This is a genomic window from Pseudomonas sp. H3(2019) (assembly GCF_007713465.1).
Classification (GTDB): domain Bacteria; phylum Pseudomonadota; class Gammaproteobacteria; order Pseudomonadales; family Pseudomonadaceae; genus Aquipseudomonas.
In genome coordinates this window covers 54754-80935 of sequence record NZ_VMSG01000016.1, presented here as the reverse complement: position 1 = coordinate 80935, position 26182 = coordinate 54754, and the positions used below count along the sequence as shown (strand labels likewise).

The window sequence follows — 26182 nt, the reverse complement described above, 5'->3', positions numbered from 1 at the left end:
CCTATCGTGTCCCTTCGCAAGTACCAGAACCACACCCCCATGCTCGGTAAAGGCGCCTTTGTCGACAGCTCGGCGGTGGTGATCGGCGACGTCGAAATAGGCGAAGACAGCTCGGTCTGGCCGCTGACCGTGATCCGCGGCGACATGCACCGCATCCGCATTGGCCAACGCACCAGCGTGCAGGATGGTTGCGTGCTGCACATCACCCACGCCGGGCCCTTCAACCCCGACGGTTTCCCGCTGTTGATCGGTGACGACGTGACCATCGCCCACAAAGTCATGCTGCATGGCTGCTCCGTCGGCAACCGGATCCTGATCGGCATGGGCAGCATCGTCATGGACGGCGCGGTGGTCGAAGACGAGGTGATCATTGGCGCTGGCAGCCTGGTACCACCGGGCAAACGCCTGGAAAGCGGTTTCCTCTATGTCGGCAGCCCGGTGAAACAGATCCGTCCACTGACTGACAAGGAACGGGCGTTTTTCACCTACAGCGCGGCGAATTACGTGAAGCTCAAAGACCTGCATCTGGCCGAAGGCTACGACCAGCTCTGACACCGGCAGACTTACTCAGGAATGTTCATGCATTACCAAACCGTTTTGTTCGACCTCGATGGCACCCTGACCGATCCGCGTGAGGGTATCACTCGCTCGATCCAGTTCGCCTTGAGCAAACTGGGGATCGATGAGCCTGACCTGACCAAGCTCGAACACTTCATCGGCCCGCCGTTACTGCAAGCCTTCATGCAGTTCTACGACTTTGATGAGCCCAAGGCCTGGGAGGCAGTGAATTTCTATCGCGAACGCTTCAAGGTCACCGGCCTGTATGAAAACCGCGTGTTCGACGGCGTCATGCCACTGCTGGAAACCCTTGATGGGCAAGGGCGGCAGTTGTATATCGCAACGTCGAAGCCGTGGGTTTTCGCCCGGGAAATCGCCCGACACTTCGGTTTCGATCGGCACTTCAAAGTGATCTATGGCAGTGAACTGGATGGCACCCGCACCGATAAGGTCGAGCTGATTGCCCATTTGATGGCCGAAGAAGACCTGGACCCGGCCACCACGCTGATGATCGGCGACCGCAAACACGACCTGATCGGCGCCAGGCGCAACGGATTGGACGCGGCAGCAGTGGGTTATGGCTTCGGCAGCCACGAAGAATTGAGCGCCGAACAGCCGGCGTATCACTTCGAGTCGCTGGCCGAGTTGCATCAGGCGTTTTTGCAGGGTTAGTTGTACCGCCATCGCGAGCAAGCTCGCGATGGCGTCAGTTCACCCAACACCAATCTCAAAGGGCAACCAACGCCTTCAACGCTGCCTTGCGTTGTTCTAAGGGTAACGCCCCCAACTTCTCCACCGCAGCATAAAACCTCAGCCAATCCCCACCCGACTGTTTGAACACCTCGGAAAACGCCGACACCCATTGGTCATAGAGCCCGAATGGCAGCAACTTGGCGTTGTTCATCGGGGCATTGATCCAGGCATCAAAGCGCTTGTCACCGGCCCATTGGCTGTCGCGCAGGGTTCGATAATCGCTGCGCAAACGTTCGAACTCGGCGGCTTTACGCTGGCGCATCTGTTCGGTCGCCAAGGGCAATGCATAGAGTTTTTCGAGTCGCGTACGGGTGCCCAGAATCAGCCGGGTAAATTGATCACGCTGCTGCTCTTGAGCCTTGCCGGCCGGCGGTAAACGGCACGCCGCGCGCCATTGGCGGGTGCCTTCCTGTTCGACGAAGGTGGCGAAAGACTCGTTGAACTCCGTGTCGTCCTTCACATAAAACCGTTGATGCGCCAACTCGTGAAAAATCAGCGTCGCCAGGCGCTCGTCGCCCCAACTCATCATCGAACTGATGATCGGGTCGTTGAACCAGCCCAGAGTCGAATAGGCTTCAACGCCACTGATCGACACGTCCATGCCTTGCAGACGCTGCAGCGCAGCGTCACCTCGTGCGGCGCTCTGGCTGTAGTACCCGCGATAGGCCACGCACCCGGCAATCGGAAAGCAATGATTCTGCGGCTTGAGGGAAAACTCCGGCGTGGCGAACACATTCCACACCACATACGGTCGGCCGATGTCGGCATAGAGGCGATAACTTTTGTTGTCTGGCAAGTGCAACCGCTGGCTGGCGAACTCTCGGGCCTTTTGCGACTGAGCCAGGCGCGCGCGCAGTTTCGCGTCACGCGCAGGGTCGGCAATGACCTCGCTCACCGGCTCACGCGCGCGCAGCAAGTGCCATTGACCACCGGCCAACTGGCTGTAGTAACTGACGCTCGTGCAACCGTTGAGCAGTAAAAGCAGCGTGGCCGGAAACAAAACGCGCAAAACGCGATCAAGTAACCGATGACCTGGAAGCGGTCTGATCACATCGAGTCATCCTTGGGGAGTCTGCCCGCAAGACTATCTCGCCTACTGGAGCTTCGCTATGCGCGCGTTAATGCTGACTGCAAACCTGTTGATGCTGGCTGGCTGTGTTGGACTGCCCCAACCCGACCCCACGCAAGCCTGGATCGACCTCGGCCCCCATCAACATGACACCGTGCTGCAGGCGCTGGAAGTCGATGCCAAGCCCTCCGCCGATAAACGCTATTTCGAAGTTCCACCAGGCAGCCATGAGCTGAAGGTGCGTTATCAGTTCGCGGTAGCACCGACAAATATCGGCCCCGACGCCGAACCGTTGTGGCGTGACTGTCGGTTGAGTGTGAAATTCAACGACTTCAACGCCGGCCAGCGCTATCAGCTGCAAGCAGGGAATATCGGTTTCCGGCCGTGGGCCAAGCTCTACGATCAGCAGCGAAAAGTCGTTGGCCAAGCGCATCTGGCGGGCTGCCAGCGCACCTGATCGGCGCTATGCTTAATACCCGACCACCCGGAATTTCATCATGCGCAGGACTCTGCTTTTTCTCGCCATCAGCTCGCTGGCCGGCTGTATGAGCCCGATACCAGCCGCGAACCCGAACATGGCCTGGGTCGATTTCGCCATGCCGACGCCCGGGGGCAAAGTCCTCATGGCCGAGAGCCTGGACAATAAGCGCCTGAAAGACGGGCGATTCTTCCAGGTCACGCCCGGCAGCCATGAATTGAAGGTTCGCTTCGACTTCGAGCAGTTTTACGGAGGTTTTGGCATGGACTTCGACTCGCCAAACCGACTGTGCTATTTGACCGTGCGCTACGATCATTTCGAAGCCGGACAACGTTACCTGCTCGAAGCTCGCTCGCTGACCACCACGCCCAGCGCCCGACTGTATAACGCCAAGCGCGAACTCGTCGCCGAAGAGAGCCAGACTTTTTGCCTGCCGTAAGGCGAATTATCTGTCGTTCTTCTGATAGATAATTTTCTTCGTTCCGCCTTCACACGTGCCGACCACCATGTTCTGGTCGTGCACTTCGTCATTGGTGACGATCTCCAGCGTGTAGGACGATACGTTATTGGCCTGGATCTTGGATTCGATCTCGGCCTTGAGTTCTTCGCAGGATTTGGTTGCCGCCAGGGCCGATGTGGCCAGCACACTGCAGATAACCGCCAAGGCAAAACGTTTCATGTTTGAAGCTCCCTTGAGGCAGCGCGCACAGTCATGCGCTGAAGCTGCTGTCACTTATTCGACCACAGTTTCAGTTCACGAGTTCTGATTTGTAGCAGCTGGCATGCCAGCTGCTACCAGGGAGCGATCAGCCCACGAGTGTCGCATCAAGCGTGATTTTGGCGTTCAACACCTTGGAAACCGGGCAGCCTTCCTTGGCCTTTTTGCTCAACTCTTCGAATTGCTGCTGGCTGGCACCTGGGATTTTCGCTTTGAGCGTCAGGTGCACGGCGGTGATCGCAAAACCACCGTCGACCTGATCCAGCGTCACCTCGGCCTGGGTGTCGATCGTGTCGGCCTTGAGGCCAGCCTCACCAAGAATCATTGAAAATGCCATGGAGAAACAACCCGCGTGAGCGGCGCCGATCAGCTCTTCCGGGTTGGTGCCCGGGCCGCCTTCGAAACGCGCCTTGAAACCATAAGGTGCGTTTTTCAGGACCCCGGTTTCGGTCGAGATAGAACCAAGGCCGGTCTTCAGATCACCGACCCAATGCGCCGATGCTTTCTTTTTGATACTCATCTGTGCCTCCTCAAAATCCGGCGCGAGGGTCGCGCCTTCATGGTTTTCGGTTGCCTGGGTTCTGAGGATAGAAGGCTGGGCAAAGTTCATCGTGTCGGATCAAACCGCTTATCTGGTAGGTAAATTCATGTCTGCTATTGAAACTCGGGTATATGCCCACATTGCATAGAACACGCTCATGCATTCGGCAGGTTTTCGTTGGTGAGAAAAGCCTGCGTCCCCCATTGGAGAAGCCGGCTTATGAAACAACTGTCCGATATCAAGTTCTCGACGCTGGACCTGGTGCCCGTTCGCGAGAACGGCAGCCCCGCGCAATCGCTGCGCAACTCGCTGGACCTGGCGCAACACGTGGAGAAGTGGGGTTATAACCGCTTCTGGGTCGCCGAACACCACAACATGGATGGCATCGCCAGTTCTGCGACTTCCGTACTGCTTGGCTATCTGGCCGGCGGGACGTCGAGCATTCGTGTCGGTTCCGGTGGCGTTATGCTGCCCAATCACGCGCCGCTGGTGATCGCCGAACAATTCGGCACTCTCGAAAGTCTCTATCCGGGGCGAATCGACCTCGGCCTGGGTCGCGCACCGGGCTCCGATCAGATGACTGCCCGCGCCTTGCGCCGTGAACGCTCCGGCAGCGCCGACGATTTCCCCGAAGACGTCGCCGAACTGGTGCGCTACCTGGGCCCACGCACTCCAGACCAGCGAATTATCGCGATGCCCGGCACCGGCACCAATGTGCCAGTCTGGCTGCTGGGCTCCAGCCTGTTCAGTGCACAACTGGCCGGCGAGCGCGGCTTGCCTTACGCCTTCGCCTCGCATTTCGCACCGCGTTATATGCATGAAGCGATTCGGGTTTACCGCAATCACTTCAAGCCTTCAGCTGTACTGGATAAACCCTACGTGATGCTGGGCGTACCGCTGGTAGCCGCCGACACCGACGAACGCGCCGATTATCTGGCAACCTCGGTCTACCAACGGATTCTGGCGCTGATGCGCGGCCAAAGCCTGGTTCAGCGGCCACCGGTAAAAACCATGGACGGCCTGTGGTTGCCCCATGAGAGGGAAGCCGTCGGTGATTTCCTCGGCCTGGCCATGGTCGGCAGTCCGGCGAAAATTCGCGGCAAACTTGAAGTGCTGATCGAGCAGACTCAAGCCGACGAGCTGATCTTCACCTGTGACCTGTACGAACACGCTGATCGCCTGCATTCCTACGAACTGCTGGCGCAAGTGATGAAGGGCTAAATCTCGGACAACGCTTACAAAAAAGCCGACGCCATGGCGTCGGCTTTACATAAACCGCTGACTCAACTTACTTCTTGTAGACGATGACCTTCTTGCCCGCCTCGCACTTGCCGACCACCTTGCCACCCGCGGCCGCGCCTTTATCGACGATTTCCAGCGAATAGTTTTTGGAGCCCTTGGCGTCGATTTTTGCCGCTATTTCGCTTTTCAACTCTTCGCACGGCTTGCCCGCCGCAAAGGTTGTTCCTGCAATGCTCAACAAACCCACCGCCAATATAAATTTCTTCATCAGTCACATTCCCTGGTCGGATCAAAAGGGGTAAGCGTTAACACTCGGGCGCCTGACGCCCAAGACGAAGTAGCGCTTTGCCATTCCCTATGGCAATCGGCCAGCGCACAAGTTCAGAAGCCTAGCTCAACCTCAGCTATTGGCAATCCGGAACCCGACTTTGAGCGTGACCTGAAAATGCGCCGCCTGGCCGTCCTTGATGTGCCCGCGGGTTTCGGTGACCTCGAACCATTCCATGTGCTTGATGCTTTTGCTGGCCTCGGCCAGGGCATTGTTGATGGCTTCTTCAATGCTGGTGGGGGACGAGCCAACCAGTTCGACTTTCTTGTAAGTGTGGTGGTCAGTCATGGCACTCTCCTTGAATAGTCATTAGAGCCTAGCAGCGATTTTTGGTATTTCTTCTGTCGGTGACCCTTCAGATTGACTGCACTTTCCCGAACCGCTGGAGTCCCAACCAACACACGCACTCAATCAATGAAGGAGAGTCACCATGGCCAACACCTCGTTGCGTAAAGCCTCATTGCAAAGCATGGAAGCCGAGATCGAGAGTCTGCTCAAATCGTTGGAAAGCCTGAAGAGCGATGCCTCGGACGAGTCGCTGAAAACCCTCAAGGCCCTCAAAAGCAACGCCGAAAACGCCCTGAAGCACTCGCGTCACCTGCTCAGCGACGCGTACGAAGAAGTCAAAGTCAAAACCCGCGAAACCGGGATCGCCACCCGCGAATACGCCCAGGAACACCCATGGACCACGACCAGCGTCGCGGTCGGTGCCTTGGGTTTGCTGGCGGCGTATCTGCTATACAAACGCGGCCATTAAGGCTGGCCCAGCTCGTTTTTCAACCACTGCGCCAACTGACGAGCACGCCCGTCTGCGGCGCGCTTGGGTAGCCACAACGCCAGTTGCGCCGGGGTTTCACTAAACCCCCACGGCGCAACCAGGCGACCGGCCCTCAAGTCCTCGGCCACCAGCGGCTCAGGGGCAATTGCCACGCCCAGCCCGGCCACCGCCGCCTCCAGCAAATAATACAAATGCTCGAAACCCTGCCCGAACTTCAGCGCTTTGGCGTCGAGGTCGTTGCGCTGCGCCCAACTGGGCCAGGCTTGCGGGCGTGAAGTGGTGTGCAACAAGGCTTCGTTGAGCAGCGCAGCGGCCGGCGCCTGGCGCAGGCTGTCGTAACCGGCAAAGCGAGGGCTCAACACCGGACCTATGCGCTCGCTGGCCAATTCATAAACCTGCATGTCCGCAGGCCACGGCGGCTCGGCAAACACCAGCAAGGCATCGAGCCCCGGCCGCCGTGGGTCAAGATCGCCTTCACCCGCCGACAGGTGCAAACGCAAGTCCGGCAGGTCGGCATTCAACCGGCCCAGACGTGGAATGAACCAGCGCGCCAGCAAGCTGCCAGAGCAGCCGAGCACGAACGGCGCGTCGGCGTGACCTTGCGTCAGTTCACCGCAAACGGTGCGTAAACGCTCGAAGGCCTCGCTGCTGGCATCGCGTAAACGCACGCCGGCATCTGTGAGTTTCAGGCCGCGCCCATCCTTGACGAACAGGCTCACCCCGAGATGTTCCTCCAGCACTTTCAACTGTCGACTGACCGCACCGTGAGTCACGTGCAGTTGCTCCGCAGCCTGACTGACGCTGTTCAAGCGGGCAGTGGCCTCGAAGGCGCGCAGGGCGTTCAGCGGGGGAAGGTCGTGGCTCATGGGATCTGTGAGTTTTCCTGACAGGTTATGGCGATCTTATCGGTTTTCAGCCCGGGACGTCAGGGGTAGAGTGAACGCCATTGCCACTTCACGAATTCAACTGGAGCGCCCCATGACCCAGACTAATCTGCGCAACGGCCCTGATGCCAACGGCCTGTTTGGCGCGTTCGGCGGCCGCTACGTTGCCGAAACCCTGATGCCGTTGATCCTCGACCTGGCCCGTGAATACGAAGCGGCCAAGGATGATCCGGCGTTCAAGGAAGAACTGGCCTACTTCCAGCGCGACTACGTCGGCCGTCCAAGCCCGCTGTACTTCGCCGAGCGCCTGACCGAGTTCTGCGGCGGCGCGAAGATCTACCTCAAGCGCGAGGAGCTGAACCACACCGGCGCGCACAAGATCAACAACTGCATCGGCCAGATCCTGCTGGCGCGGCGCATGGGCAAAAAACGCATCATCGCCGAGACCGGCGCCGGCATGCACGGCGTGGCGACTGCCACCGTGGCCGCGCGCTTTGGCCTCGATTGCGTGATCTACATGGGCACCACCGACATCGAGCGCCAACAGGCCAACGTGTTCCGCATGAAACTGCTGGGCGCCGAAGTGATCCCCGTGGTTGCCGGCACCGGCACCCTGAAAGACGCGATGAACGAAGCCCTGCGTGACTGGGTGACCAACGTCGACAGCACCTTCTACCTGATCGGCACCGTGGCCGGCCCGCACCCTTATCCGGCGATGGTCCGCGACTTCCAGGCGGTGATCGGCAAGGAAACCCGCGAACAACTGCAAACCAAGGAAGGTCGCTTGCCGGACAGCCTGGTGGCGTGCATCGGTGGTGGTTCCAACGCCATGGGCCTGTTCCACCCGTTCCTCGATGACAAAAGCGTCGAAATCATCGGCGTTGAAGCGGCGGGTCATGGCATCGAAACCGGCAAACATGCGGCCAGCCTGAACGGCGGTGTACCGGGCGTGCTGCACGGCAACCGGACCTTCCTGCTGCAGGACGACGATGGCCAGATCATCGATGCTCACTCGATCTCCGCCGGCCTCGACTATCCGGGTATCGGTCCGGAACACGCCTGGTTGCATGACATCGGCCGCGTTCAGTACACCTCGGTGACTGACCACGAAGCCCTCGATGCCTTCCACAAATGCTGCCGCCTGGAAGGGATTATTCCTGCACTTGAAAGCGCCCACGCCCTGGCCGAAGTGTTCAAACGCGCACCGACCCTGCCGAAAGATCACCTGATGGTGGTCAACCTGTCCGGCCGTGGCGACAAAGACATGCAGACCGTTATGCACCACATGGAGCAATCTCAACAAGAGCACTCCCAGCAGGAGAAACACTGATGAGCCGCCTGCAAACGCGCTTCGCCGAACTCAAAGAACAGAACCGCGCCGCCCTGGTGACCTTCGTCACTGCCGGCGACCCGAGCTATGACACCTCGCTGGCGATCCTCAAAGGTTTGCCAGCGGCGGGTGCCGACGTGATCGAACTGGGCATGCCCTTCACCGATCCGATGGCCGACGGCCCGGCGATCCAGCTCGCCAACATCCGCGCCTTGGGCGCTAAGCAGAACCTGGCGAAAACCCTGCAAATGGTTCGCGAGTTCCGCAAAGACAACAGCGACACGCCACTGGTGCTGATGGGTTACTTCAACCCGATTCATTACTACGGCGTACCGCGTTTCATCAGCGATGCCAAGGAAGCCGGTGTCGATGGCCTGATCGTGGTCGACATGCCGCCAGAACATAACGCCGAGCTGTGCGACCCGGCGCAAGCGGCAGGCATCGACTTCATCCGCCTGACCACTCCAACCACCGACGACGTGCGTCTGCCGACGGTGCTCAATGGCAGTTCCGGTTTTGTGTACTACGTATCGGTGGCCGGTGTGACCGGTGCTGGCGCAGCGACCCTGGAACACGTCGAAGAAGCCGTGGCCCGCTTGCGTCGCCACACCGACCTGCCGATCAGCATCGGGTTCGGCATCCGCACACCGGAGCAGGCGGCCTCCATCGCCCGTCTGGCAGACGGTGTGGTGGTGGGTTCGGCACTGATCGACCACATCGCCAACGCGACCACACCTGAGCAGGCCATCGACGGCGTACTCGGCCTGTGCTCGGCGTTGTCCGAAGGTGTGCGTAAAGCCCGCGTCAGCTAAGAGTAAAGTTCCTGATACAGAGGAATTAAGTGCCCGGCACCGCAGACTAAATAGCAAGACCCAGGGGTTTGGAACCGAGTTCTGAGCCCCTTTTTTTGCTGTGGATGCTCTGAGGAAGACCCAAATGAAAATGCCCAAACGCTTGATCGCCAGCCTGGGTGTATTGATGCTCGGTGCCACGCCCTTGCTCCACGTAAGCGCCGATGAACGCGACGATCATGATCGCGGCGGCCCGCGGTATGAGCATCGCGGCGATGAACACCGCGAGCATGGCCCTGAATTCAGAGGGCCACCTCGGGACTTCGGTCCGGTGCGTGAAGTGATCCGCGTCAACCACGGGTATTTCGTCCGCGGTGCACCACCACCGCCAGGCGTTCGCTGGGTCAGAGGCCAACCCTTGCCGCGCGGCTACTACGGTGAGCGCCTGGACAGCCGAGCCCTCGAACACTTGCCGTACTACCCAGGTTACGAATGGCGACGCATGGGCGGTGACATCGTGCTGATCGCCATAGGCACCGGGGTGGTTTACGAAGTGCTGGAAGGGGTTTTGTACTAAATAACACACACTGATCGTTCCCACGCTCCCGCGTGGGAATGCATCAATGGACGCTCTGCGTCCGCTTGTGGATGTGACGCGGAGCGTCACGGGCTGCATTCCCACGCGGAGCGTGGGAACGATCAACCCAGCTCTCAAACCTGCTTAAAAAATCGACAAATCCAATGGCCGGATCGCACCCATCCAGATCGCATGGTCGGTGTGGTCCGCCAGGTCGTCGCCCGTATCCGGGTGCACAAACACCACCAAACCTTTGCGATTAAGCGCCAGCCACGGCAGCACTTCGCCGAGCAGCTCCGGTGCGAAGGCCAATTGGCAGCTCCAGTCCGGGTGCGGGCCGACCAGCCGTTCGTGCACCCGGCCCATCTTCAGCGGGAACAACTGCGCAGCCTGCTCACACAGGGCCCGCGCCTGATCGATGGTGTTCGCGTCAAAGTACACATGGGCGTGATAGCCCTTGATCCGTTGCATAGCGTTCTCGTGTCTCGGGATTCATTCCTCACCCGCAACGCTACACCGCAATAGACGGCAGCGCCAAACCTGTCAGCGACTCCGCGCTGCTGGCCTGTTCGGTCATCAGCCAGCCGACGAACTGCTGGATCAGCGCGCTGCGGCGTTTGCGTTGGGGCAGGACCACGTAATAGCCGAAGCTCGATATCGCCGTCTCGGCAATCGGTCGGCACAACAAGCCTTGCGCCAGCAAGTTATCCACAAGGTGCCGCCAACCAATCGCCACGCCCTGACCGCCAATCGCCGCTTGAATCAACAGTGTGTAGTTGTCGAAACGCAATTGCCCCGGCGCGGGCGGTGTGGCGATGCCTAAAGTGCGGAACACACCGCTCCAGTCGAACCAGTGGCTGCTGTTTTCGCCACGTAAATGCAGCAACGGCAACTCTTGCAGAACGTGGGCGGGCAGGGGCATCGCGCGGTCTTTGAGCAGCAGCGGGCTGCACACCGGGAATACTTCTTCACTGAACAGCCAATGGCTTTCGCCCTGCTTGAAACGCCCATCACCAAACAGCACGGCCACGTCGATGTCAGTGCGCAGCATGTTGTGGCTGCGTTCGCTGGTGACCAGGCTGACGTCCACCTGTGGATTGGCTTGGTGGAAGCGGTGCAAACGCGGCATCAGCCAATAGGCAGCGAAGGCGAAGTCGGTGGCCACCTGCAACACCTCGTGCTGATGCTGGGTGCTGATCGCGTTCAGCCCGGCGTCGATGCTCTGCAAACCGGCCTGCACCTGCTCGAACAGAATCGCTCCGGCCTCGGTCAGCTCGATGCCTCGGTAGATGCGGTCGAACAACCGCGTGCCGAGTTGCTCCTCCAACCGTTTGAGCTGCTGGCTGACGGCGGGCTGCGTGGTGCCGAGCTCCACCGCCGCAGCGGTAAAGCTGCGGTGACGCGCAGCGGCCTCAAAGGCGCGGAACAGGTCCAGGGACAAATCACCAAGAGCGTCATACATAAGCTGTGCTTATCCTAGTCATTGCCGGGCGTGGGCTTTACCGCGAAGTGCGTGGGCTACATCCTCGATCACAGCACTTTCGCATAACTGCTCACTATGGAATGCCGCGACCTCATGAAGCGCAAGAACATTCTTTTCATCATGGCCGATCAAATGGCCGCGCCCCTGTTACCGTTCTACGGTTCATCGCCGATCAAGCTGCCCAACCTGAGCCGCCTCGCCGCGCAAGGCGTGGTGTTCGACGCCGCGTATTGCAACAGCCCGTTGTGTGCCCCTTCGCGTTTCACCCTGGTCAGCGGCCAGTTGCCGAGCAAGATCGGCTCCTACGACAACGCGGCAGATTTTCCGGCGGACGTGCCGACCTATGCCCACTACCTGCGACGCCTCGGCTACCGCACTGCGCTGTCCGGCAAGATGCATTTCTGTGGTCCGGATCAGTTACATGGATACGAAGAACGCCTGACCAGCGACATCTACCCGGCTGACTACGGTTGGGCAGTGAACTGGGATGAACCGGACGTGCGCCCGAGCTGGTATCACAACATGTCCTCGGTGCTACAGGCCGGGCCCTGCGTGCGCACCAATCAGCTGGATTTCGACGAAGAGGTGGTGTTCAAGGCCCGGCAGTACCTGTTCGATCACATCCGCGAAGACGGTGATCAGCCGTTTTGCCTGACCGTGTCGATGACTCACCCACACGATCCGTACACCATTCCCAAGGCCTTTTGGGACCTGTACGACGACCAAGACATCCCGTTGCCGGAAACCCCGGCGCAAACCGATCTCGATCCGCATTCCCGGCGCCTGCTCAAGGTTTACGACCTGTGGGACAAGCCGCTGCCTGTGGATAAGATTCGCGATGCGCGGCGCGCCTATTTCGGTGCATGCAGCTATATCGACAGCAACGTCGGCAAACTTCTGCAAACCCTCGAGGATACGGGGCTGATCGACGACACCATCATTGTCTTCTCCGGTGACCACGGCGACATGCTCGGTGAGCGTGGGCTCTGGTACAAAATGCACTGGTTCGAGATGGCCGCCCGCGTGCCGCTGCTGGTCAGCGCACCGGGGCAGTTCGCCGCCAGACGAGTCAGTGCCGCAGTGTCCACCGCCGACCTGCTGCCGACCCTGGTGGAACTCGCCGGTGGCACATTGGAACCCGGCTTGCCACTGGACGGCCGTTCGCTGGTGCCGCACCTGCAAGGGCAGGTCGGACACGACGAAGTGTTTGGTGAATACATGGCCGAAGGCACTATCAGTCCGCTGATGATGATCCGCCGTGGCGCGTACAAATTCATCTACAGCGAAGACGATCCGTGCCTGCTCTTCGACGTGCACAACGATCCGCACGAACAGGAAGAACTCAGCCAATCCGTGCAACATCGCCAGTTGTTCGACGACTTTCTTGCCGAGTCTCGGGCCAAATGGAACATCCCGGCGATACACCAACAGGTGCTCGCCAGCCAGCGTCGACGACGTTTCGTCGCCCAGGCGCTGACCCTCGGCAAGCTGAAGAGCTGGGACCACCAGCCGCTGGTCGACGCCAGTCAGCAGTACATGCGCAACCACATCGACCTCGATGATCTGGAGCGCAAAGCACGTTATCCACAACCCTGCCAAAACCAATAACGTAAGGGGAAGAACATGCAAAGGTTATCCACAGTACTGACGGCGGGGCTGCTGGCCTTGAGCAGCGTTTCGGCCTACGCCGAGCAAAGTTGCGACACGGTGAAAATGGCGGACCCAGGCTGGAGCGACATTGCCGCGACCAACGCCATCACCGGTTTCCTGCTGGACGGCATGGGCTACAAGGCCAAGGTCGACACCTTGGCGGTGCCGATCACCTTTGGCGGGCTCAAGGACGGCCAGGTCGATGTGTTCCTGGGTAACTGGATGCCGGCGCAGCAGGGCTTCTACGACAAATTCGTGGCCAATGGCGATGTCACCCAGCTGTCGAAGAACCTCGACGGCACCGAGTTCACCCTGGCAGTGCCAGACTATGTGTGGGATGCCGGTGTGCATACCTTTGCCGACCTGAACAAGTACGCCGAACAGCACCCAAAAGAAGTCGACAAAAAGATCTATGGCATCGGCTCCGGCGCGCCGGCGAATATCTCGTTGCAAGAGATCATCAAGAAGAACGATTTCGACCTCGGCCAGTGGAAGCTGATCGAGTCCAGCGAACAGGCGATGCTCGCCGAAGTGTCCCGCGCGGTGAAAAAGCAGAAGTTCGTGACCTTCCTCGGCTGGACCCCGCACCCGATGAACGTGCAGCTGAAAATGCATTACCTGAAGGGCGGCGAGAAATACTTCGGCGACACCGGCAGTGTCCACACCCTGACCCGCAAAGGTTATGCACAGGCCTGCCCGAACGTTGGCAAGCTGCTGACCAACCTGAGCTTCACCCAGGAGATGGAGAACAGCATCATGGCCGAGGTGGTGAACAAGAAGCTCAGCAACGCCGACGCGGCGAAGGCGTGGATCAAGGCCAATCCGGCGGTGCTGGACAAGTGGCTGGATGGCGTGAAGACCGTGGACGGGAAGGACGCGTTGCCGATCGTGAAAGCAAAACTCTGAGCTCGATGATAGTTCCCACGTTCCCGCGTGGGAATGCATCCCGTGACGCTCCGCGTCACTTCTAGCAGCGGACGCGGAGCGTCCATGGCGGCATTCCCACGCAGAGCATGGGAACGATCACCTCAGCCCTGATACTCTTTCGCCAAAACCCCAATCAAGAGGCCCCATGGCAATCTCCAGACGCCATAAGCTCTTCCCCTTTCTCAGTTGGCTACCCCGGCAAACCCGCGCCAGTGTCGGCCGCGATCTTGTCGTTGGCCTAAGCGGGGCAATTCTTGCGTTGCCGCAATCCATTGCCTACGCCCTGATCGCCGGGTTGCCCGCCGAATACGGCTTGTACGCCGCGATCATTCCGGTGTTGATCGCCTGCCTCTGGGGGTCCTCCTGGCATTTGATCTGTGGCCCGACGGCGGCGATCTCTATCGTTCTTTACGCCAGCGTCAGTCCCTTGGCCGTGCCTGGCTCCCAGGACTACATCACGCTGATTCTGCTGCTAACCTTCCTCGCCGGTATTTTCCAGTGGCTGCTGGGCATGCTGCGCTTTGGTGCGTTGGTGAACTTCGTCTCGCACTCGGTGGTGCTGGGCTTCACCCTCGGTGCCGCGGTGGTGATCGCCCTCGGGCAGTTGCCGAATCTGTTGGGGCTGGACCTGCCGAATCAGGCCACGGCGCTGAACAGCCTGCTGTCCTTGATCGGCGACATCGGTGCGCTGGATAAACCGTCGCTGGCGCTGGGCCTCGGCACGCTGGCGGTGGGCATTGCGCTGAAACTGCTGCTGCCACGCTGGCCGAGCCTGCTGATCAGCCTGATCTTCAGCGGCCTGCTGGTGTGGCTATGGCCCTCGATGTTTGGCCATGTGAAGCTGGTCAGCTCATTCGTCGGCCGGCTGCCGCCATTCAGCCCGTTGCCGCTGGATCTGGACCTGGTGTTGCGCCTGCTGCCCAGTGCGGTGGCCGTCGGCATGCTCGGGCTGGTGACCAGCCTGTCGATTGCCCGCTCCTTGTCGCAACGCTCGCAGCAGTTACTCGATGCGAATCAGGAAGTCCGTGCGCAGGGGCTTTCGAACATCGTCGGCAGTTTTTTTGCAGGCTCGCTGTCGGCCGGTTCCTTTACCCGTTCGGGATTGAGTTATGAGGCGGGTGCCTGCTCGCCATTGGCCGGGGTGTTCTCGGCGTTATGGGTGGCGTTGTTTGCGCTGATCGGCGCGACGCTGATAGCGCATATCCCGATTCCAGCGATGGCCGGGAGCATTCTGCTGATTTGCTGGGGATTGGTGGACCATCGCGGCATTCGCGCGTTGTTCCGGGTCAGCCATGCCGAATTCGCGGTGATGGCGCTGACGTGCGTCGCCACATTACTGCTGGAGCTACAAACGGCGATCTACGCCGGGGTGTTGGTCTCGCTGTTTTTCTACCTCAAACGCACCTCGCAACCCCGCGTGCAGCAATGGAGCGAAGGCGATGAAGAGATTCTGCGGGTCGGCGGCTCGATCTTCTTCGGCGCCAGCCACTACCTGCAAGTCCGTCTGCAACGCACTCAAGGGTTGAAGGTGGTGATCGAAGGGCAGTACATCAACTTCATCGACTATTCCGGTGTAGAGATGCTGCACCAGGAAGCGCGACGACTGCTCAGACAAGGCCGCTGCCTGATCCTGCGCCGGGCGCGGGGGCATGTGGTCGAGGAGCTGTTGAGGCTGGAAGGGCCGGAGAAATGCCCGATCCGGTTTGAAGAGTGATGCGATGTCGCAGAGCTCTCCCCCGTGGGAGCGAGCCTGCTCGCGATGACGGCGGCAACATCCAGCACTGATGTGACTGACCGATCGCTATCGCGAGCAGGCTCGCTCCCACAGAAAGCTAAGCGGCCAGCTGGCGGCGGAGCTCGGCCAGCACCGGTGCAGTGTCCGGGCGTACGCCGCGCCACAGGAAGAACGCTTCGGCTGCCTGTTCGGCGAGCATCCCCAAGCCATCCATCGACACCGCGGCGCCGTGTTCACTGGCCCAGCGGCAGAACGAGGTCGGTTCCTTGCCGTACATCATGTCGTAGCAAACGGTCTTGCCCGGCTCGATCAAGCTGCTGGCAATCGGCGGTACATCGCCTGACAGGCTGGCTGATGTGGCGTTGATAATCAGGTCCACCGGCTCATGCAACCAGTCGAAACCGCTGGCGGACACCGGGCCGAGATCGGCGAACAGTTCGGCCAGCAACTCGGCTTTTTCCAGCGTGCGGTTGGCGATGATCACTGACGCCGGCTGCTCGGCCAGCAATGGCTCCAGCGCGCCACGCACCGCACCGCCAGCGCCTAGCAGCAGAATGCGTTTACCGCGCAGGCTGAACCCGGCGTTGACCGTCAAATCCCGCACCAGCCCGGCGCCATCGGTGTTGTCGCCCAACAGGCTGCCATCCGCCAGTTTGCTCAAGGTGTTGACCGCTCCCGCTCGCTGCGCCCGTTCCGTCAGGCTGTTGGCCAGACGATAGGCCTCTTCCTTGAACGGCACCGTGACGTTGGCGCCACGACCTTCGCGGAAAAACTCCGTGGCACAACCGGAAAAGTCATCCAGCGGCGCCAGCAAGGTGCTGTAGTCCAGTTGCTGAGCGGTCTGCTCGGCAAACAGGCGATGGATCAACGGCGATTTGCTGTGGCCAATCGGGTTACCGAATACGACGTAATGGTCCATCAGGAGTCCTCGTTCAGGCGTTGGCCAGCCAATCGCGGTCTTGCAGGAAATACTCGGTCAGGCGTGCTTCTTCGCTGCCAGGCTCGGGCTTCCAGTCGTAACCCCAGCGCACTTGCGGCGGCAGCGACATGAGAATCGACTCGGTACGCCCGCCCGATTGCAGGCCGAACAGAGTCCCACGGTCGTACACCAGGTTGAATTCGACGTAGCGCCCACGGCGAAACTCCTGGAATTCGCGCTGTTTCGCGGTGAAGGCTTGTGCCTTGCGACGCTGAACAATCGGCAGGTAAGCGTCGATGTAAGCATCGCCGATAGCGCGCATGAAGGCGAAGCAGGTGTCGAAGTCCCACTCGTTCAGGTCATCGAAGAACAGGCCGCCGATACCTCGGGGTTCGTTGCGATGCTTGATGTGGAAGTAGCTGTCGCACCACGTCTTGTAACGACTGTAGACATCTGGCCCAAAGGGCTCGCAGGCCTTCGCGGCCACCCGGTGCCAATGCACGCAATCTTCTTCATTGCCGTAGTAAGGGGTCAGGTCGAAACCGCCGCCGAACCACCAGACCGGCTCTTCACCTTCTTTCTCGGCGATGAAAAAGCGCACGTTGGCGTGGGACGTCGGCACATGCGGGTTGTGCGGGTGAATCACCAGCGACACGCCAAGGGCCTCGAAGCCGCGCCCGGCCAGTTCCGGCCGATGGGCGCTGGCGGACGGCGGAAGACCGCTGCCAAAGACGTGGGAAAAGTTGACACCACCCTTCTCGATAACCGCACCGTTTTCGATCACCCGCGTGCGACCGCCACCACCGGCAGGCCGGGTCCAGGCATCTTCGACGAAACGAGTGCCACCGTCTTCGGCTTCCAGCGCAGCACAAATGCGGTCTTGCAGGTCGAGCAGGTAGGCTTTTACGGCCTCGGTGCGGGTCGTCATGTCATCACCTTGAATCGGGCAAAGCTGCGCGGCGTACGAATGGCCGGCGGCAAATTGCTGCGTAGGATAACACCGCACCTTGCTGCGTCGCAGTTGACGAAGATCAAGCTTAGGAGTCCGATAGGGCGCTTGGCAAATGACCTAAGGAGAGTTCTGATGGCAAAGCGTATCCAGTTCCGCGCCCATGGCGGCCCCGAAGTGCTTGAGTATGTGGACTATCAGCCTGCCGAGCCTGGCCCGCAGCAGGTGCGCGTCAGCAACAAGGCCATCGGCCTGAATTTCATCGACACCTATTACCGCAGCGGCCTCTACGCACCCCCCGCCCTGCCATCGGGCCTGGGCGCGGAAGGCGCGGGCGTGGTCGACGCGGTGGGCAGCGGCGTCACTCGCTTCAAGGTCGGTGACCGCGTGGCCTACGGCAGTGGCCCGCTGGGTGCTTACAGCGAGTTGCATGTGTTGCCGCAAGACAATCTGGTGCATCTGCCAGACGCCATCAGTTTCGAACAGGCCGCGGGTGTCATGCTCAAGGGCCTGACCGTGCAGTACCTGTTGCGTCAGACCTATGAACTCAAGGGCGGCGAAACCATTCTGTTCCACGCCGCTGCCGGTGGTGTCGGTTCGCTGGCCTGCCAATGGGCCAAGGCCTTGGGCGTGAAGTTGATCGGTACCGTCAGTTCGCCGGAAAAAGCCGCACTGGCAAAATCCCTCGGCGCTTGGGCAACCATCGACTACAGCAAGGAAAACGTCGTACAGCGTGTGCTGGAACTGACTGACGGCAAAAAGGTGCCGGTGGTCTACGACGGCGTTGGCAAGGATACCTGGCTGACCTCGCTCGACAGCGTGGCGCCACGCGGGCTGGTGGTGAGCTTCGGCAATGCATCGGGTGCGGTGGACGGTGTCAACCTGGGGATTCTCGCGGCAAAAGGCTCGCTGTACGTGACCCGGCCAACGCTGGGGACTTACGCCAACAACGCTGAAAACCTGCAAGCCATGGCCGATGAGCTGTTCGCAATGATCGTCAGCGGCAAGTTGAAAGTGGACATCAACCAGCGTTACCCACTGGCTGAAGCGGCGAAAGCGCAGATTGAGCTGTCGGCGCGGCGTACTACCGGGTCGACGGTGCTTTTGCCCTGAACCCACGATCGTTCCCACGCTCTGCGTGGGAACGCAGCCCGTGACGCTCCGCGTCACATGTCGAAGCGGACGCAGAGCGTCCAATGAGGCATTCCCACGCGGGAGCGTGGGAACGATCATCGACTAAGCCGGGCGCACCACGTTGCCGGTCGCCAGATCGCGAATCAGGCTGGGGTTTTTCCGTCCGCCCAGATTACCGCCCAGCACCAGGTCGATCTGCCCGCGGAAATACTGCTCGACGCGAATTCGCGAACGCGCTGCCGGGCGGCCTTGCGGGTTGGCTGAAGTCGACACCAGCGGGCCGACCAACGCACACAATTCCCGCACCTGTGGGTGATCGCTAACCCGCAGCGCCACGGTCTCGTGGACCCCGGTGATCCATTGCGGCAGCATGTTTTGATGAGGCACCAGCCAGGTGTTCGGCCCCGGCCAGGTGCTGGCCATGCGATCCATCCACAGCTCCGGGAAGTCTTCGAACAGGAAGTCGAACTGGCGAATGTTGTCGGCAACCAGAATCAGGCCCTTTTCCACCGAGCGGCCCTTGATCGCCAGCAAGCGATACACCGCCTCTTCATCCCACGGGTCGCAACCCAGGCCCCAGACTGCTTCGGTTGGATAGGCAATCACCGCCCCTGCGCGAATCGCTTGTGCGGCTTGCTGCACACGCCAACTATTGACCATTCCCGACTCTCCAAAATAAGGCTGTGCGCAGTTTACCGATCTTTCATGACGCTAGCTTACGCGCGCAAACCAGCGTCCGCCTTCGCTCACCGCCCGACCCTCCATTTCAAGCTCCGTCAGCGCCGCCAATACCTTCGGCAACGCCCATCCCGCCGCGTCGGCCAGGGCCTCGCTGGTATGCGGGGCGGCAAACAGCAGGCACAGCAACGGATGATCGATGGGCGCCGCAGTTTCTGTGGATAACGGCAGATTCTGCCAACCGCGCAGGCCTTCGAGGATATGTTCGATGGTTTCCACCAATACTGCGCCATCGCGGATCAACTGGTGGCAACCACGGGCTCCGGGATGATGGATGGAGCCTGGAATGGCATACACCTCGCGACCCTGTTCCGCCGCCAGCCGTGCAGTGATCAGCGAACCGCTGGCGACACTGGCCTCGACCACCAGCACGCCGAGGGATAAACCGCTGATGATCCGATTGCGCCGCGGGAAGTTGCTGGCCTGCGGTCCGGCGTCCAGCGGGAACTCGGAAACCACCGCACTGCCTTGCGCAATCATCGCGTCGGCAATCCGCCGATTGCGCTGTGGATAAAAATTTTCCAGGCCGGTGCCGAGCACTCCGACGGTCTGCCCTCCGACGTCCAGCGCGGCTTGATGCGCTGCCGCATCGATTCCCAATGCCAAGCCGCTGGTGATGACAAAACCGGCGCCTGCCAGGCTGCGGGAAAAAGCCGTGGCGGTGTCCATCCCCGGCCTCGATGCGCGTCGGCTACCGACCATCGCCAGCTGCGGTTTTTCCAGAATGCCCGGATCGCCCGCGACAAATAACAGCGGTGGCGGGTCACTGATTTCTGCCAACAGCGCCGGATAGCCCGGCTGGTCAACCATCAGTAAATACTGGCCTTCGCGCTCTAGCCAGGCTAATGCGTGGTAGGCGCCATCACGAATAAGCGGGCTACGTCGAGCGTCGGCGCACGCCGCTGGCAACCCCAAGGCGCGCCAGGCAGAGGCTGGTGCGCTGATGGCTTTTGAGGCCGAGCCAAAAGCTTCGAGCAGCTTTTTAAAACGTCGGGGGCCGAGCTCCGGAAGACGATGCAAACGCAAACGCGCTTCCAGTTCCGCCGGTGAAACCTGCGTAGGTGCAAACAGCGGCATAAGATCATCCTTGATCGTTATTGGTCGTATTGAATCAGCAACAAGCTGTGGATAAGTCTGTTGGTAACGTGTTGAGTCTTTTACGGATTACGCACCTTGTCCATCACCGCGAGGGAGCGCGAAGCATTGAGCACCAAGCCATAGCTGAGCTTTTCATAGGTGCGGAAGATCATCAGCAAACCGGCGCGTTCATCCGGTATTTTCACCTGTTCGCCCGTGACCCGGTCACGCACGGTTTCACCGGTTTTCATGACCACCAGCACGTTGCCTTCGGCCAAGCCGTCGCGCTGGCCCTTGTTCAAAGTGACCACATCCAGCACACCGATCTGCGTAACACCGCGTGGCACGTCGATGATCAAGCCGTGAATATCGGCTTTTGGCGCGCTGGGCATGAAGGTTGAGTTGATCGCCCGTTCTTCGCCGCTGAACAAGCGGTCGCCGAGTCGAACCTCTTGAGTGGTGCGTTGCAAGGCGAGGGTGGCGACATCGCCTTCAGTGGCGATGATCTCGCCGCCGCCGATGTCGTCGGCGTTGATCCCCAGAAACTCTTTGCTTTGCGGGTCGCTGTAGACCTTGCCCTGACGGAAAATGCCGTACACCGACTGCTCCGGGTCGAACTTGCCGCGTGCGTAGATGCGATCGCCCATGCCACTGAGCACCCGTTCGGCGTCGCCGGCAACGATGTACGGCGCCTTGTTGAAATCTTCGACGTTGTCGATGATGCGGTTGCTCAGCAGGAAGCTGTTGATCGAACGCAGCGGAATACTCGGAATGGCGTCGGCCATCGGCGTGCTGCGCACTTGTGGCGAAAGCTTGATGGTGCCGCGTGAAGCCCCTCGATTGAGGGTCAGGCGCGGTTGCCCGTTGATATAGACCAGTGACAGCGAGTCACCGGGATAGATCAGGTTGGGGTTTTCGATTTGCGGGTTGGCCTGCCAGAGTTCGGGCCATTTCCAGGGCTCGCGGAGGTATTTCCCGGAGATGTCCCAAAGTGTGTCGCCCGCCACCACGGTGTAATGCTGTGGAAAACCTTCCTTGAGTTGCACTTGTCCGTGTGCGAAACCGGCCGAGGCCAGAAGCAGCAAGGCGAGTAGTGATTTCCTCATGCGGTGAATCCCTTTATTATGTGCATTCGAGTAGAACGCCAGAGCCCTCGTGGCCCGCTCCCCCTTGTTAATGAAAAGAAGGGAGCTACGTTTTACAACGGTAGCCTGCATCTTCGGACCCGCCAGGCCATCGGCCCAGACTTTACTTCACACGTGCAGCAATTACGCTTATGGCTATTTTGAACATCCTCGAATTTCCCGACCCGCGCCTGCGTACTATCGCCAAACCAGTGGCCGTAGTGGACGACGAAGTGCGGCAGTTGGTCGATGACATGTTTGAAACAATGTATGAAGCTCCGGGTATCGGCCTCGCGGCGACCCAGGTCAACGTGCACAAACGCATCGTGGTCATGGACCTTTCCGAAGACCGCAGCGAACCTCGGGTGTTCATCAACCCCGAGTTCGAAGTCCTGACCGACGAAATGGGTCAGTACCAGGAAGGCTGCCTTTCGGTACCGGGCTTCTACGAAAACGTCGACCGCCCACAACGCGTGAAGATCAACGCACTGGATCGTGACGGCAAGCCTTTTGAGCTGATCGCCGAAGAGCTGCTGGCGGTGTGCATTCAGCACGAATGCGACCACCTCAACGGCAAGTTGTTCGTCGATTACCTGTCCACGCTCAAACGCGACCGGATCAAGAAGAAGCTGGAAAAGCTCCATCGCCAGAACGCTTGATGCCCTTCCAAAGGCTTGCTGCGGCAAGCCTTTTTCTTTTCCGCGTGTTTCCAACCGAGAATTCCCATGACTGAGCCACTGCGCATCGTCTTTGCCGGCACCCCCGAATTTGCCGCCGAACACCTCAAGGCCCTGCTCGACAGCCCTTATGAGATCGTTGCGGTCTACACCCAACCGGATCGCCCGGCGGGTCGTGGGCAAAAGCTGATGCCGAGCCCGGTCAAGCAGTTGGCTCTGGAGCACAACATCCAGGTGTTGCAACCGCCAACCCTGCGCAACGCCGACGCCCAGGCCGATCTGGCCGCACTCAAGCCGGACCTGATGGTCGTCGTGGCCTACGGTCTGATCCTGCCGCAAGTGGTGCTGGATATTCCGCGTCTGGGCTGCATCAACAGCCACGCCTCGTTGCTGCCACGCTGGCGCGGTGCGGCGCCGATCCAGCGCGCCGTCGAAGCGGGCGACGCTGAAAGCGGCGTGACCGTGATGCGCATGGAGGCCGGCCTCGACACCGGGCCGATGCTGCTCAAGGTCACCACGCCAATCAGCGCTGATGACACCGGTGGCAGCCTGCATGACCGTCTCGCCGAGATGGGCCCGCCAGCAGTGGTTCAGGCGATTGCCGGGCTGGCCGCCGGTACGCTGGAAGGCGAAGTGCAGGACGACAGCCTCGCCACCTATGCGCACAAATTGAACAAAGACGAAGCGCGCATCGACTGGAGCCGCCCTGCGGTCGAGTTGGAACGTCTGGTTCGCGCATTCAATCCGTGGCCGATCTGCCACAGCACGCTCAATGGCGAAGCCTTGAAAGTGCTCGCTGCCAGCCGCGCCGAAGGCAAGGGCGCACCAGGCGAGATCCTCGGCGCCAGCAAGGACGGCTTGATCGTCGCCTGCGGTGAACAGGCGCTGTGCCTGACACGTCTGCAATTGCCCGGTGGCAAGGCGCTGAATTTCAGCGACTTGTTCAACAGCCGTCGTGAGAAATTTGCCGTTGGCACCGTCCTGGGCCAAGCGGTGGACGCCCAATGAACCCGCGTCTGGCCGCCGCCAAGGCCCTGGCCGCCGTCCTCAACGGCAAGGCTTCGCTGAACAGTTCGTTGCCGACACAACTGGACAAGGTCGAAGACCGTGATCGCGGCTTCACCCAGGACCTGGCCTTCGGTACCGCCCGCTGGCAACCGCGCTTGTCGGCACTGGCAGCCAAGCTGCTGCAAAAGCCTTTCAAAGCCGCCGATGCTGACGTCGAAGCGCTGCTGCTGGTCGGCCTTTACCAGTTGCTGTACACCCGTGTCCCGGCCCATGCCGCCATCGGTGAAACCGTGGGCTGCGCCGACAAGCTGAAAAAACCGTGGGCCAAAGCCCTGCTCAACGCCGTGCTGCGCCGCGCCCAACGTGAAAGTGAAGCCCTGCTGGCCGAGCTTGAGCACGATCCGGTGGTGCGCACCGCCCACCCGCGCTGGCTGCAAAAATCCCTCAAGGCGTTCTGGCCTGAGCAATGGGAAGCCATTTGCGCCGCGAACAACGCGCACCCGCCGATGATTTTGCGGGTCAATCGTCGTCATCATACCCGCGATGCCTACCTCGCCTTGCTGAGCGATGCCGGTGTCGCGGCCAAGCCGTGCGTGTTTAGCCGTGACGGCATCGTGCTCGACACGCCGGGCGATGTGCGCCAGCTGCCGGGTTTCGCCGAAGGCTGGATCAGCGTGCAGGACGAAGCCGCGCAACTGGCGGCGGACCTGCTGGACCTCGCGCCGGGCCAACGGGTGCTCGACGCCTGCTGCGCACCGGGTGGCAAGACCTGCCACATCCTCGAAGTCGAGCCAGAACTGGCCGGCGTGGTAGCCGTGGACCTGGAAGCCAAGCGTCTGGTGCGCGTGCGGGAAAACCTTGAGCGGCTGGGCCTCAGCGCCGAATTGATCGCCGCCGACGGCCGCGACACTCAAGCGTGGTGGGACGGCAAGCCGTTCCAGCGGATCCTGCTCGACGCGCCCTGCTCGGCGACCGGCGTGATTCGCCGGCACCCGGACATCAAACTGACCCGCCAGCCAGATGACATCGCTGCGCTCGCGGTGCTTCAGGGTGAACTGCTCGACGCGATGTGGCCGACCCTCGACGTCGGCGGCATCCTGCTGTACGCCACTTGCTCGACCTTGCCGACCGAAAACACCGAAGTCATCGAAGCTTTCCTCGCTCGCACATCGGGTGCTCGCGAGCTGGATATCGCCAGCCAGGCCGGCATCAAGCAACCGCATGGCCGCCAGTTGCTGGCGCAAGAGGGCGGTCACGACGGGTTCTACTACGCCAAGTTGATCAAGATTGCCGCCGCGCGCGGTTAAGCGGATTTCAAGGGAGTGACCGGATGAAGATCATCATCCTCGGCGCCGGGCAGGTCGGCGGTACGCTGGCGGAACACTTGGCCAGCGAAGCGAACGACATCACCGTGGTCGACACCGACGGCGAACGCCTGCGAGACCTCGGTGACCGCCTCGATATCCGCACCGTGCAAGGTCGCGGCTCGTTCCCGACAGTGCTGCGCCAGGCCGGCGCCGATGATGCCGACATGCTGGTGGCGGTGACCAACAGCGACGAGACCAACATGGTCGCCTGCCAGGTCGCCCACACCCTGTTCCACACGCCGACCAAGATCGCCCGGGTGCGCGAAGCCGCGTACCTGACCCGCGCCGGCCTGTTCGACAATGACGCGATTCCGGTCGACGTGTTGATCAGCCCGGAACAAGTGGTAACCCATTACATCAAGCGCCTGATCGAACACCCCGGTGCCTTGCAGGTCATCGACTTCGCCGAGGGCAAGGCCCAGCTGGTGGCGGTCAAGGCTTACTACGGCGGGCCGCTGGTGGGGCAGCAACTACGGCAGTTGCGCGAACACATGCCGAACGTCGATACACGGGTGGCGGCGATTTTCCGTCGCGACCGACCGATCCTGCCGCAAGGCGATACGGTGATCGAAGCCGATGACGAGGTGTTTTTCATCGCGGCCAAAGCGAATATTCGCGCCGTGATGAGCGAAATGCGCCGGCTCGACGAGAGCTACAAACGCATCGTCATCGCCGGTGGCGGGCAGATCGGCGAGCGGCTGGCCGAGGCGATTGAAAGCCGCTATCAGGTGAAGATCATCGAGATGAACCCGGCGCGCTGCCGTTACCTCTCGGACACCCTCGACAGCACTGTGGTGTTGCAGGGCAGCGCCTCGGACCGTGATTTGCTGCTGGAAGAGAACATCGCCGATGCCGATCTGTTCCTGGCGCTGACCAACGACGACGAAGCCAACATCATGTCGTCGCTGTTGGCCAAACGCCTGGGCGCGAAGAAGGTGATGACCATCATCAACAACCCGGCTTATGTCGACCTGATCCAGGGCGGTGATATCGACATCGCCATCAGCCCGCAACTGGCGACCATCGGCACTTTGCTGGCTCACGTGCGCCGGGGCGATATCGTCAGCGTGCACTCGCTGCGTCGCGGTGCGGCAGAAGCCATCGAGGCAATTGCCCATGGTGACGCGAAGTCGAGCAAGGTCATCGGTAAGGCCATCGAAAACATCGTCCTGCCGCCGGGGACTACCATTGGTGCGATCATTCGCGACGAAGAAGTGCTGATCGCCCACGACGACACCGTGATCGAAGCCGGCGACCATGTGATTCTGTTCCTTGTGGATAAAAAGCATATTCGCGATGTGGAGAAGTTGTTTCACGTGGGGTTGAGCTTTTTCTAACGGCTCGTTC

General features: G+C 60.6%; 30 protein-coding genes. 17 read left to right on the top strand and 13 right to left on the bottom strand.

Annotation, left to right across the window (positions count from 1 at the left end):
* Positions 1-6 precede the first annotated feature (6 nt).
* Together FPT12_RS17155 and FPT12_RS17150 are read left to right on the top strand one after the other, a co-directional pair.
* Positions 7-552, top strand: a complete 546-nt coding sequence (locus FPT12_RS17155) for a gamma carbonic anhydrase family protein (protein WP_145017722.1) — start codon at positions 7-9, stop codon at positions 550-552.
* 27 nt (positions 553-579) lie between these two features.
* Positions 580-1230, top strand: coding sequence for an HAD family hydrolase (locus tag FPT12_RS17150; protein ID WP_145017720.1), 651 nt, complete (start codon positions 580-582; stop codon positions 1228-1230).
* 55 nt (positions 1231-1285) lie between these two features.
* On the opposite strand, the gene FPT12_RS17145 is transcribed toward FPT12_RS17150, so the two are convergent.
* Positions 1286-2362 carry an aminopeptidase gene (locus FPT12_RS17145; RefSeq protein WP_145017718.1) on the bottom strand — a complete coding sequence of 359 codons (1077 nt, stop codon included), beginning with the start codon at positions 2360-2362 and terminating at the stop codon, positions 1286-1288.
* A 58-nt stretch (positions 2363-2420) separates the two neighbouring features.
* Here FPT12_RS17145 and FPT12_RS17140 point away from each other — a divergent pair, with 58 nt between their 5' ends.
* Positions 2421-2837 (top strand): hypothetical protein, encoded by a 417-nt coding sequence (locus tag FPT12_RS17140; RefSeq protein WP_145017716.1) that lies wholly within the window; start codon positions 2421-2423, stop codon positions 2835-2837.
* Between the two features lie 40 nt (positions 2838-2877).
* Positions 2878-3297 (top strand): hypothetical protein, encoded by a 420-nt coding sequence (locus FPT12_RS17135; RefSeq protein WP_145017714.1) that lies wholly within the window; start codon positions 2878-2880, stop codon positions 3295-3297.
* A gap of 6 nt (positions 3298-3303) precedes the next feature.
* Here FPT12_RS17135 and FPT12_RS17130 read toward each other — a convergent pair whose 3' ends face one another.
* Complete coding sequence (locus FPT12_RS17130) at positions 3304-3537, bottom strand: DUF1161 domain-containing protein (protein ID WP_054594914.1); 234 nt, start codon at positions 3535-3537, stop codon at positions 3304-3306.
* A 127-nt stretch (positions 3538-3664) separates the two neighbouring features.
* The gene (locus tag FPT12_RS17125) at positions 3665-4096 is read right to left on the bottom strand and encodes an OsmC family protein (RefSeq protein WP_019694448.1); all 432 of its coding nucleotides are present in this window, start codon (positions 4094-4096) and stop codon (positions 3665-3667) included.
* A gap of 240 nt (positions 4097-4336) precedes the next feature.
* Between FPT12_RS17125 and FPT12_RS17120 the strand changes: the two genes are divergently transcribed.
* The gene (locus FPT12_RS17120) at positions 4337-5338 is read left to right on the top strand and encodes an LLM class flavin-dependent oxidoreductase (RefSeq protein WP_123581816.1); all 1002 of its coding nucleotides are present in this window, start codon (positions 4337-4339) and stop codon (positions 5336-5338) included.
* A 67-nt stretch (positions 5339-5405) separates the two neighbouring features.
* Here the strand turns inward: FPT12_RS17120 and FPT12_RS17115 are convergent, their stop codons facing one another.
* Both FPT12_RS17115 and FPT12_RS17110 read right to left on the bottom strand, forming a co-directional pair.
* Complete coding sequence (locus FPT12_RS17115; RefSeq protein WP_054594911.1) at positions 5406-5627, bottom strand: DUF1161 domain-containing protein; 222 nt, start codon at positions 5625-5627, stop codon at positions 5406-5408.
* Positions 5628-5759: 132 nt separating this feature from the next.
* Positions 5760-5975 (bottom strand): dodecin, encoded by a 216-nt coding sequence (locus FPT12_RS17110; protein ID WP_123427033.1) that lies wholly within the window; start codon positions 5973-5975, stop codon positions 5760-5762.
* A gap of 142 nt (positions 5976-6117) precedes the next feature.
* Between FPT12_RS17110 and FPT12_RS17105 the strand changes: the two genes are divergently transcribed.
* Positions 6118-6444, top strand: coding sequence for a YqjD family protein (locus FPT12_RS17105; protein ID WP_145017712.1), 327 nt, complete (start codon positions 6118-6120; stop codon positions 6442-6444).
* Here the strand turns inward: FPT12_RS17105 and FPT12_RS17100 are convergent.
* Positions 6441-7331, bottom strand: a complete 891-nt coding sequence (locus FPT12_RS17100; RefSeq protein ID WP_145017710.1) for a LysR family transcriptional regulator — start codon at positions 7329-7331, stop codon at positions 6441-6443. The two genes, FPT12_RS17105 and FPT12_RS17100, sit on opposite strands and share 4 nt — an antisense overlap.
* A 112-nt stretch (positions 7332-7443) precedes the next feature.
* On the opposite strand from FPT12_RS17100, the gene trpB reads away from it, so the two are divergent.
* The 3 genes from trpB to FPT12_RS17085 all read left to right on the top strand — a co-directional run bounded on the left by trpB (position 7444) and on the right by FPT12_RS17085 (position 10047).
* The gene (trpB, locus tag FPT12_RS17095; protein WP_145017708.1) at positions 7444-8679 is read left to right on the top strand and encodes a tryptophan synthase subunit beta; all 1236 of its coding nucleotides are present in this window, start codon (positions 7444-7446) and stop codon (positions 8677-8679) included.
* A complete protein-coding gene (gene trpA / locus FPT12_RS17090) occupies positions 8679-9491 on the top strand; it encodes a tryptophan synthase subunit alpha (RefSeq protein WP_145017706.1) in 813 nt (270 codons plus the stop codon). Before trpB ends, trpA begins: the two co-directional genes overlap by 1 nt.
* Positions 9492-9615: 124 nt before the next feature.
* Positions 9616-10047: an anti-virulence regulator CigR family protein gene (locus FPT12_RS17085; protein ID WP_145017704.1), complete on the top strand. Its 432-nt coding sequence runs from the start codon at positions 9616-9618 to the stop codon at positions 10045-10047.
* Positions 10048-10191: 144 nt separating this feature from the next.
* On the opposite strand, the gene FPT12_RS17080 is transcribed toward FPT12_RS17085, so the two are convergent.
* Complete coding sequence (locus FPT12_RS17080; protein WP_145017702.1) at positions 10192-10518, bottom strand: DOPA 4,5-dioxygenase family protein; 327 nt, start codon at positions 10516-10518, stop codon at positions 10192-10194.
* A 40-nt stretch (positions 10519-10558) separates the two neighbouring features.
* Entirely contained in the window at positions 10559-11509 is a 951-nt protein-coding gene (locus FPT12_RS17075; RefSeq protein WP_145017700.1) for a LysR family transcriptional regulator, read from the bottom strand.
* 114 nt (positions 11510-11623) lie between these two features.
* Here FPT12_RS17075 and betC point away from each other — a divergent pair, with 114 nt between their 5' ends.
* The 3 genes from betC (at position 11624) to FPT12_RS17060 (ending at position 15821) form a co-directional block, all read left to right on the top strand.
* Positions 11624-13138: a choline-sulfatase gene (betC, locus tag FPT12_RS17070; RefSeq protein ID WP_145017698.1), complete on the top strand. Its 1515-nt coding sequence runs from the start codon at positions 11624-11626 to the stop codon at positions 13136-13138.
* Positions 13139-13153: 15 nt separating this feature from the next.
* The gene (gene choX / locus FPT12_RS17065) at positions 13154-14086 is read left to right on the top strand and encodes a choline ABC transporter substrate-binding protein (RefSeq protein ID WP_145017696.1); all 933 of its coding nucleotides are present in this window, start codon (positions 13154-13156) and stop codon (positions 14084-14086) included.
* A 166-nt stretch (positions 14087-14252) separates the two neighbouring features.
* Positions 14253-15821 (top strand): SulP family inorganic anion transporter, encoded by a 1569-nt coding sequence (locus FPT12_RS17060; RefSeq protein WP_145017694.1) that lies wholly within the window; start codon positions 14253-14255, stop codon positions 15819-15821.
* Positions 15822-15939: 118 nt separating this feature from the next.
* Here FPT12_RS17060 and aroE read toward each other — a convergent pair whose 3' ends face one another.
* On the bottom strand, positions 15940-16761 hold the full coding sequence (gene aroE, locus FPT12_RS17055; RefSeq protein ID WP_145017691.1) for a shikimate dehydrogenase: 822 nt from the start codon (positions 16759-16761) through the stop codon (positions 15940-15942).
* 13 nt (positions 16762-16774) lie between these two features.
* On the bottom strand, positions 16775-17689 hold the full coding sequence (gene hemF / locus FPT12_RS17050) for an oxygen-dependent coproporphyrinogen oxidase (RefSeq protein WP_145017689.1): 915 nt from the start codon (positions 17687-17689) through the stop codon (positions 16775-16777).
* Positions 17690-17845: 156 nt separating this feature from the next.
* On the opposite strand from hemF, the gene FPT12_RS17045 reads away from it, so the two are divergent.
* A complete protein-coding gene (locus tag FPT12_RS17045) occupies positions 17846-18823 on the top strand; it encodes an NADPH:quinone reductase (protein ID WP_145017687.1) in 978 nt (325 codons plus the stop codon).
* Between the two features lie 123 nt (positions 18824-18946).
* Here FPT12_RS17045 and FPT12_RS17040 read toward each other — a convergent pair whose 3' ends face one another.
* The 3 genes from FPT12_RS17040 to FPT12_RS17030 form a co-directional block, all read right to left on the bottom strand.
* A complete protein-coding gene (locus FPT12_RS17040) occupies positions 18947-19504 on the bottom strand; it encodes an L-threonylcarbamoyladenylate synthase (protein ID WP_145017685.1) in 558 nt (185 codons plus the stop codon).
* Positions 19505-19555: 51 nt separating this feature from the next.
* On the bottom strand, positions 19556-20659 hold the full coding sequence (gene dprA, locus FPT12_RS17035) for a DNA-processing protein DprA (RefSeq protein ID WP_145017684.1): 1104 nt from the start codon (positions 20657-20659) through the stop codon (positions 19556-19558).
* An 80-nt stretch (positions 20660-20739) separates the two neighbouring features.
* Positions 20740-21765 carry a LysM peptidoglycan-binding domain-containing protein gene (locus FPT12_RS17030; RefSeq protein ID WP_145017682.1) on the bottom strand — a complete coding sequence of 342 codons (1026 nt, stop codon included), beginning with the start codon at positions 21763-21765 and terminating at the stop codon, positions 20740-20742.
* Between the two features lie 170 nt (positions 21766-21935).
* On the opposite strand from FPT12_RS17030, the gene def reads away from it, so the two are divergent.
* From def to trkA, 4 genes are all read left to right on the top strand, one after another.
* On the top strand, positions 21936-22442 hold the full coding sequence (gene def, locus FPT12_RS17025; protein ID WP_145017680.1) for a peptide deformylase: 507 nt from the start codon (positions 21936-21938) through the stop codon (positions 22440-22442).
* A 66-nt stretch (positions 22443-22508) separates the two neighbouring features.
* Positions 22509-23468 carry a methionyl-tRNA formyltransferase gene (gene fmt, locus FPT12_RS17020; protein WP_145017678.1) on the top strand — a complete coding sequence of 320 codons (960 nt, stop codon included), beginning with the start codon at positions 22509-22511 and terminating at the stop codon, positions 23466-23468.
* Entirely contained in the window at positions 23465-24775 is a 1311-nt protein-coding gene (gene rsmB / locus FPT12_RS17015) for a 16S rRNA (cytosine(967)-C(5))-methyltransferase RsmB (protein ID WP_145017676.1), read from the top strand. The genes fmt and rsmB overlap by 4 nt, the downstream gene beginning before the upstream one ends.
* Before the next feature lie 23 nt (positions 24776-24798).
* Positions 24799-26172 (top strand): Trk system potassium transporter TrkA, encoded by a 1374-nt coding sequence (gene trkA / locus FPT12_RS17010; RefSeq protein WP_054594890.1) that lies wholly within the window; start codon positions 24799-24801, stop codon positions 26170-26172.
* The last annotated feature ends 10 nt before the right edge of the window (positions 26173-26182 follow it).

Bases quoted from the DNA above. Each gene is read 5' to 3' on its own strand.
- FPT12_RS17150 (WP_145017720.1), top strand. From the start codon at position 580: ATGCATTACCAAACCGTTTTGTTCGACCTCGATGGCACCCTGACCGAT.
- FPT12_RS17140 (WP_145017716.1), top strand. From the start codon at position 2,421: ATGCGCGCGTTAATGCTGACTGCAAACCTGTTGATGCTGGCTGGCTGT.
- FPT12_RS17135 (WP_145017714.1), top strand. From the start codon at position 2,878: ATGCGCAGGACTCTGCTTTTTCTCGCCATCAGCTCGCTGGCCGGCTGT.
- FPT12_RS17130 (WP_054594914.1), bottom strand. From the start codon at position 3,537: ATGAAACGTTTTGCCTTGGCGGTTATCTGCAGTGTGCTGGCCACATCG.
- FPT12_RS17125 (WP_019694448.1), bottom strand. From the start codon at position 4,096: ATGAGTATCAAAAAGAAAGCATCGGCGCATTGGGTCGGTGATCTGAAG.
- FPT12_RS17120 (WP_123581816.1), top strand. From the start codon at position 4,337: ATGAAACAACTGTCCGATATCAAGTTCTCGACGCTGGACCTGGTGCCC.
- FPT12_RS17115 (WP_054594911.1), bottom strand. From the start codon at position 5,627: ATGAAGAAATTTATATTGGCGGTGGGTTTGTTGAGCATTGCAGGAACA.
- FPT12_RS17110 (WP_123427033.1), bottom strand. From the start codon at position 5,975: ATGACTGACCACCACACTTACAAGAAAGTCGAACTGGTTGGCTCGTCC.
- FPT12_RS17105 (WP_145017712.1), top strand. From the start codon at position 6,118: ATGGCCAACACCTCGTTGCGTAAAGCCTCATTGCAAAGCATGGAAGCC.
- FPT12_RS17100 (WP_145017710.1), bottom strand. From the start codon at position 7,331: ATGAGCCACGACCTTCCCCCGCTGAACGCCCTGCGCGCCTTCGAGGCC.
- trpB (WP_145017708.1), top strand. From the start codon at position 7,444: ATGACCCAGACTAATCTGCGCAACGGCCCTGATGCCAACGGCCTGTTT.
- trpA (WP_145017706.1), top strand. From the start codon at position 8,679: ATGAGCCGCCTGCAAACGCGCTTCGCCGAACTCAAAGAACAGAACCGC.
- FPT12_RS17085 (WP_145017704.1), top strand. From the start codon at position 9,616: ATGAAAATGCCCAAACGCTTGATCGCCAGCCTGGGTGTATTGATGCTC.
- FPT12_RS17080 (WP_145017702.1), bottom strand. From the start codon at position 10,518: ATGCAACGGATCAAGGGCTATCACGCCCATGTGTACTTTGACGCGAAC.
- FPT12_RS17075 (WP_145017700.1), bottom strand. From the start codon at position 11,509: ATGTATGACGCTCTTGGTGATTTGTCCCTGGACCTGTTCCGCGCCTTT.
- betC (WP_145017698.1), top strand. From the start codon at position 11,624: ATGAAGCGCAAGAACATTCTTTTCATCATGGCCGATCAAATGGCCGCG.
- choX (WP_145017696.1), top strand. From the start codon at position 13,154: ATGCAAAGGTTATCCACAGTACTGACGGCGGGGCTGCTGGCCTTGAGC.
- FPT12_RS17060 (WP_145017694.1), top strand. From the start codon at position 14,253: ATGGCAATCTCCAGACGCCATAAGCTCTTCCCCTTTCTCAGTTGGCTA.
- aroE (WP_145017691.1), bottom strand. From the start codon at position 16,761: ATGGACCATTACGTCGTATTCGGTAACCCGATTGGCCACAGCAAATCG.
- hemF (WP_145017689.1), bottom strand. From the start codon at position 17,689: ATGACGACCCGCACCGAGGCCGTAAAAGCCTACCTGCTCGACCTGCAA.
- FPT12_RS17045 (WP_145017687.1), top strand. From the start codon at position 17,846: ATGGCAAAGCGTATCCAGTTCCGCGCCCATGGCGGCCCCGAAGTGCTT.
- FPT12_RS17040 (WP_145017685.1), bottom strand. From the start codon at position 19,504: ATGGTCAATAGTTGGCGTGTGCAGCAAGCCGCACAAGCGATTCGCGCA.
- dprA (WP_145017684.1), bottom strand. From the start codon at position 20,659: ATGCCGCTGTTTGCACCTACGCAGGTTTCACCGGCGGAACTGGAAGCG.
- FPT12_RS17030 (WP_145017682.1), bottom strand. From the start codon at position 21,765: ATGAGGAAATCACTACTCGCCTTGCTGCTTCTGGCCTCGGCCGGTTTC.
- def (WP_145017680.1), top strand. From the start codon at position 21,936: ATGGCTATTTTGAACATCCTCGAATTTCCCGACCCGCGCCTGCGTACT.
- fmt (WP_145017678.1), top strand. From the start codon at position 22,509: ATGACTGAGCCACTGCGCATCGTCTTTGCCGGCACCCCCGAATTTGCC.
- rsmB (WP_145017676.1), top strand. From the start codon at position 23,465: ATGAACCCGCGTCTGGCCGCCGCCAAGGCCCTGGCCGCCGTCCTCAAC.
- trkA (WP_054594890.1), top strand. From the start codon at position 24,799: ATGAAGATCATCATCCTCGGCGCCGGGCAGGTCGGCGGTACGCTGGCG.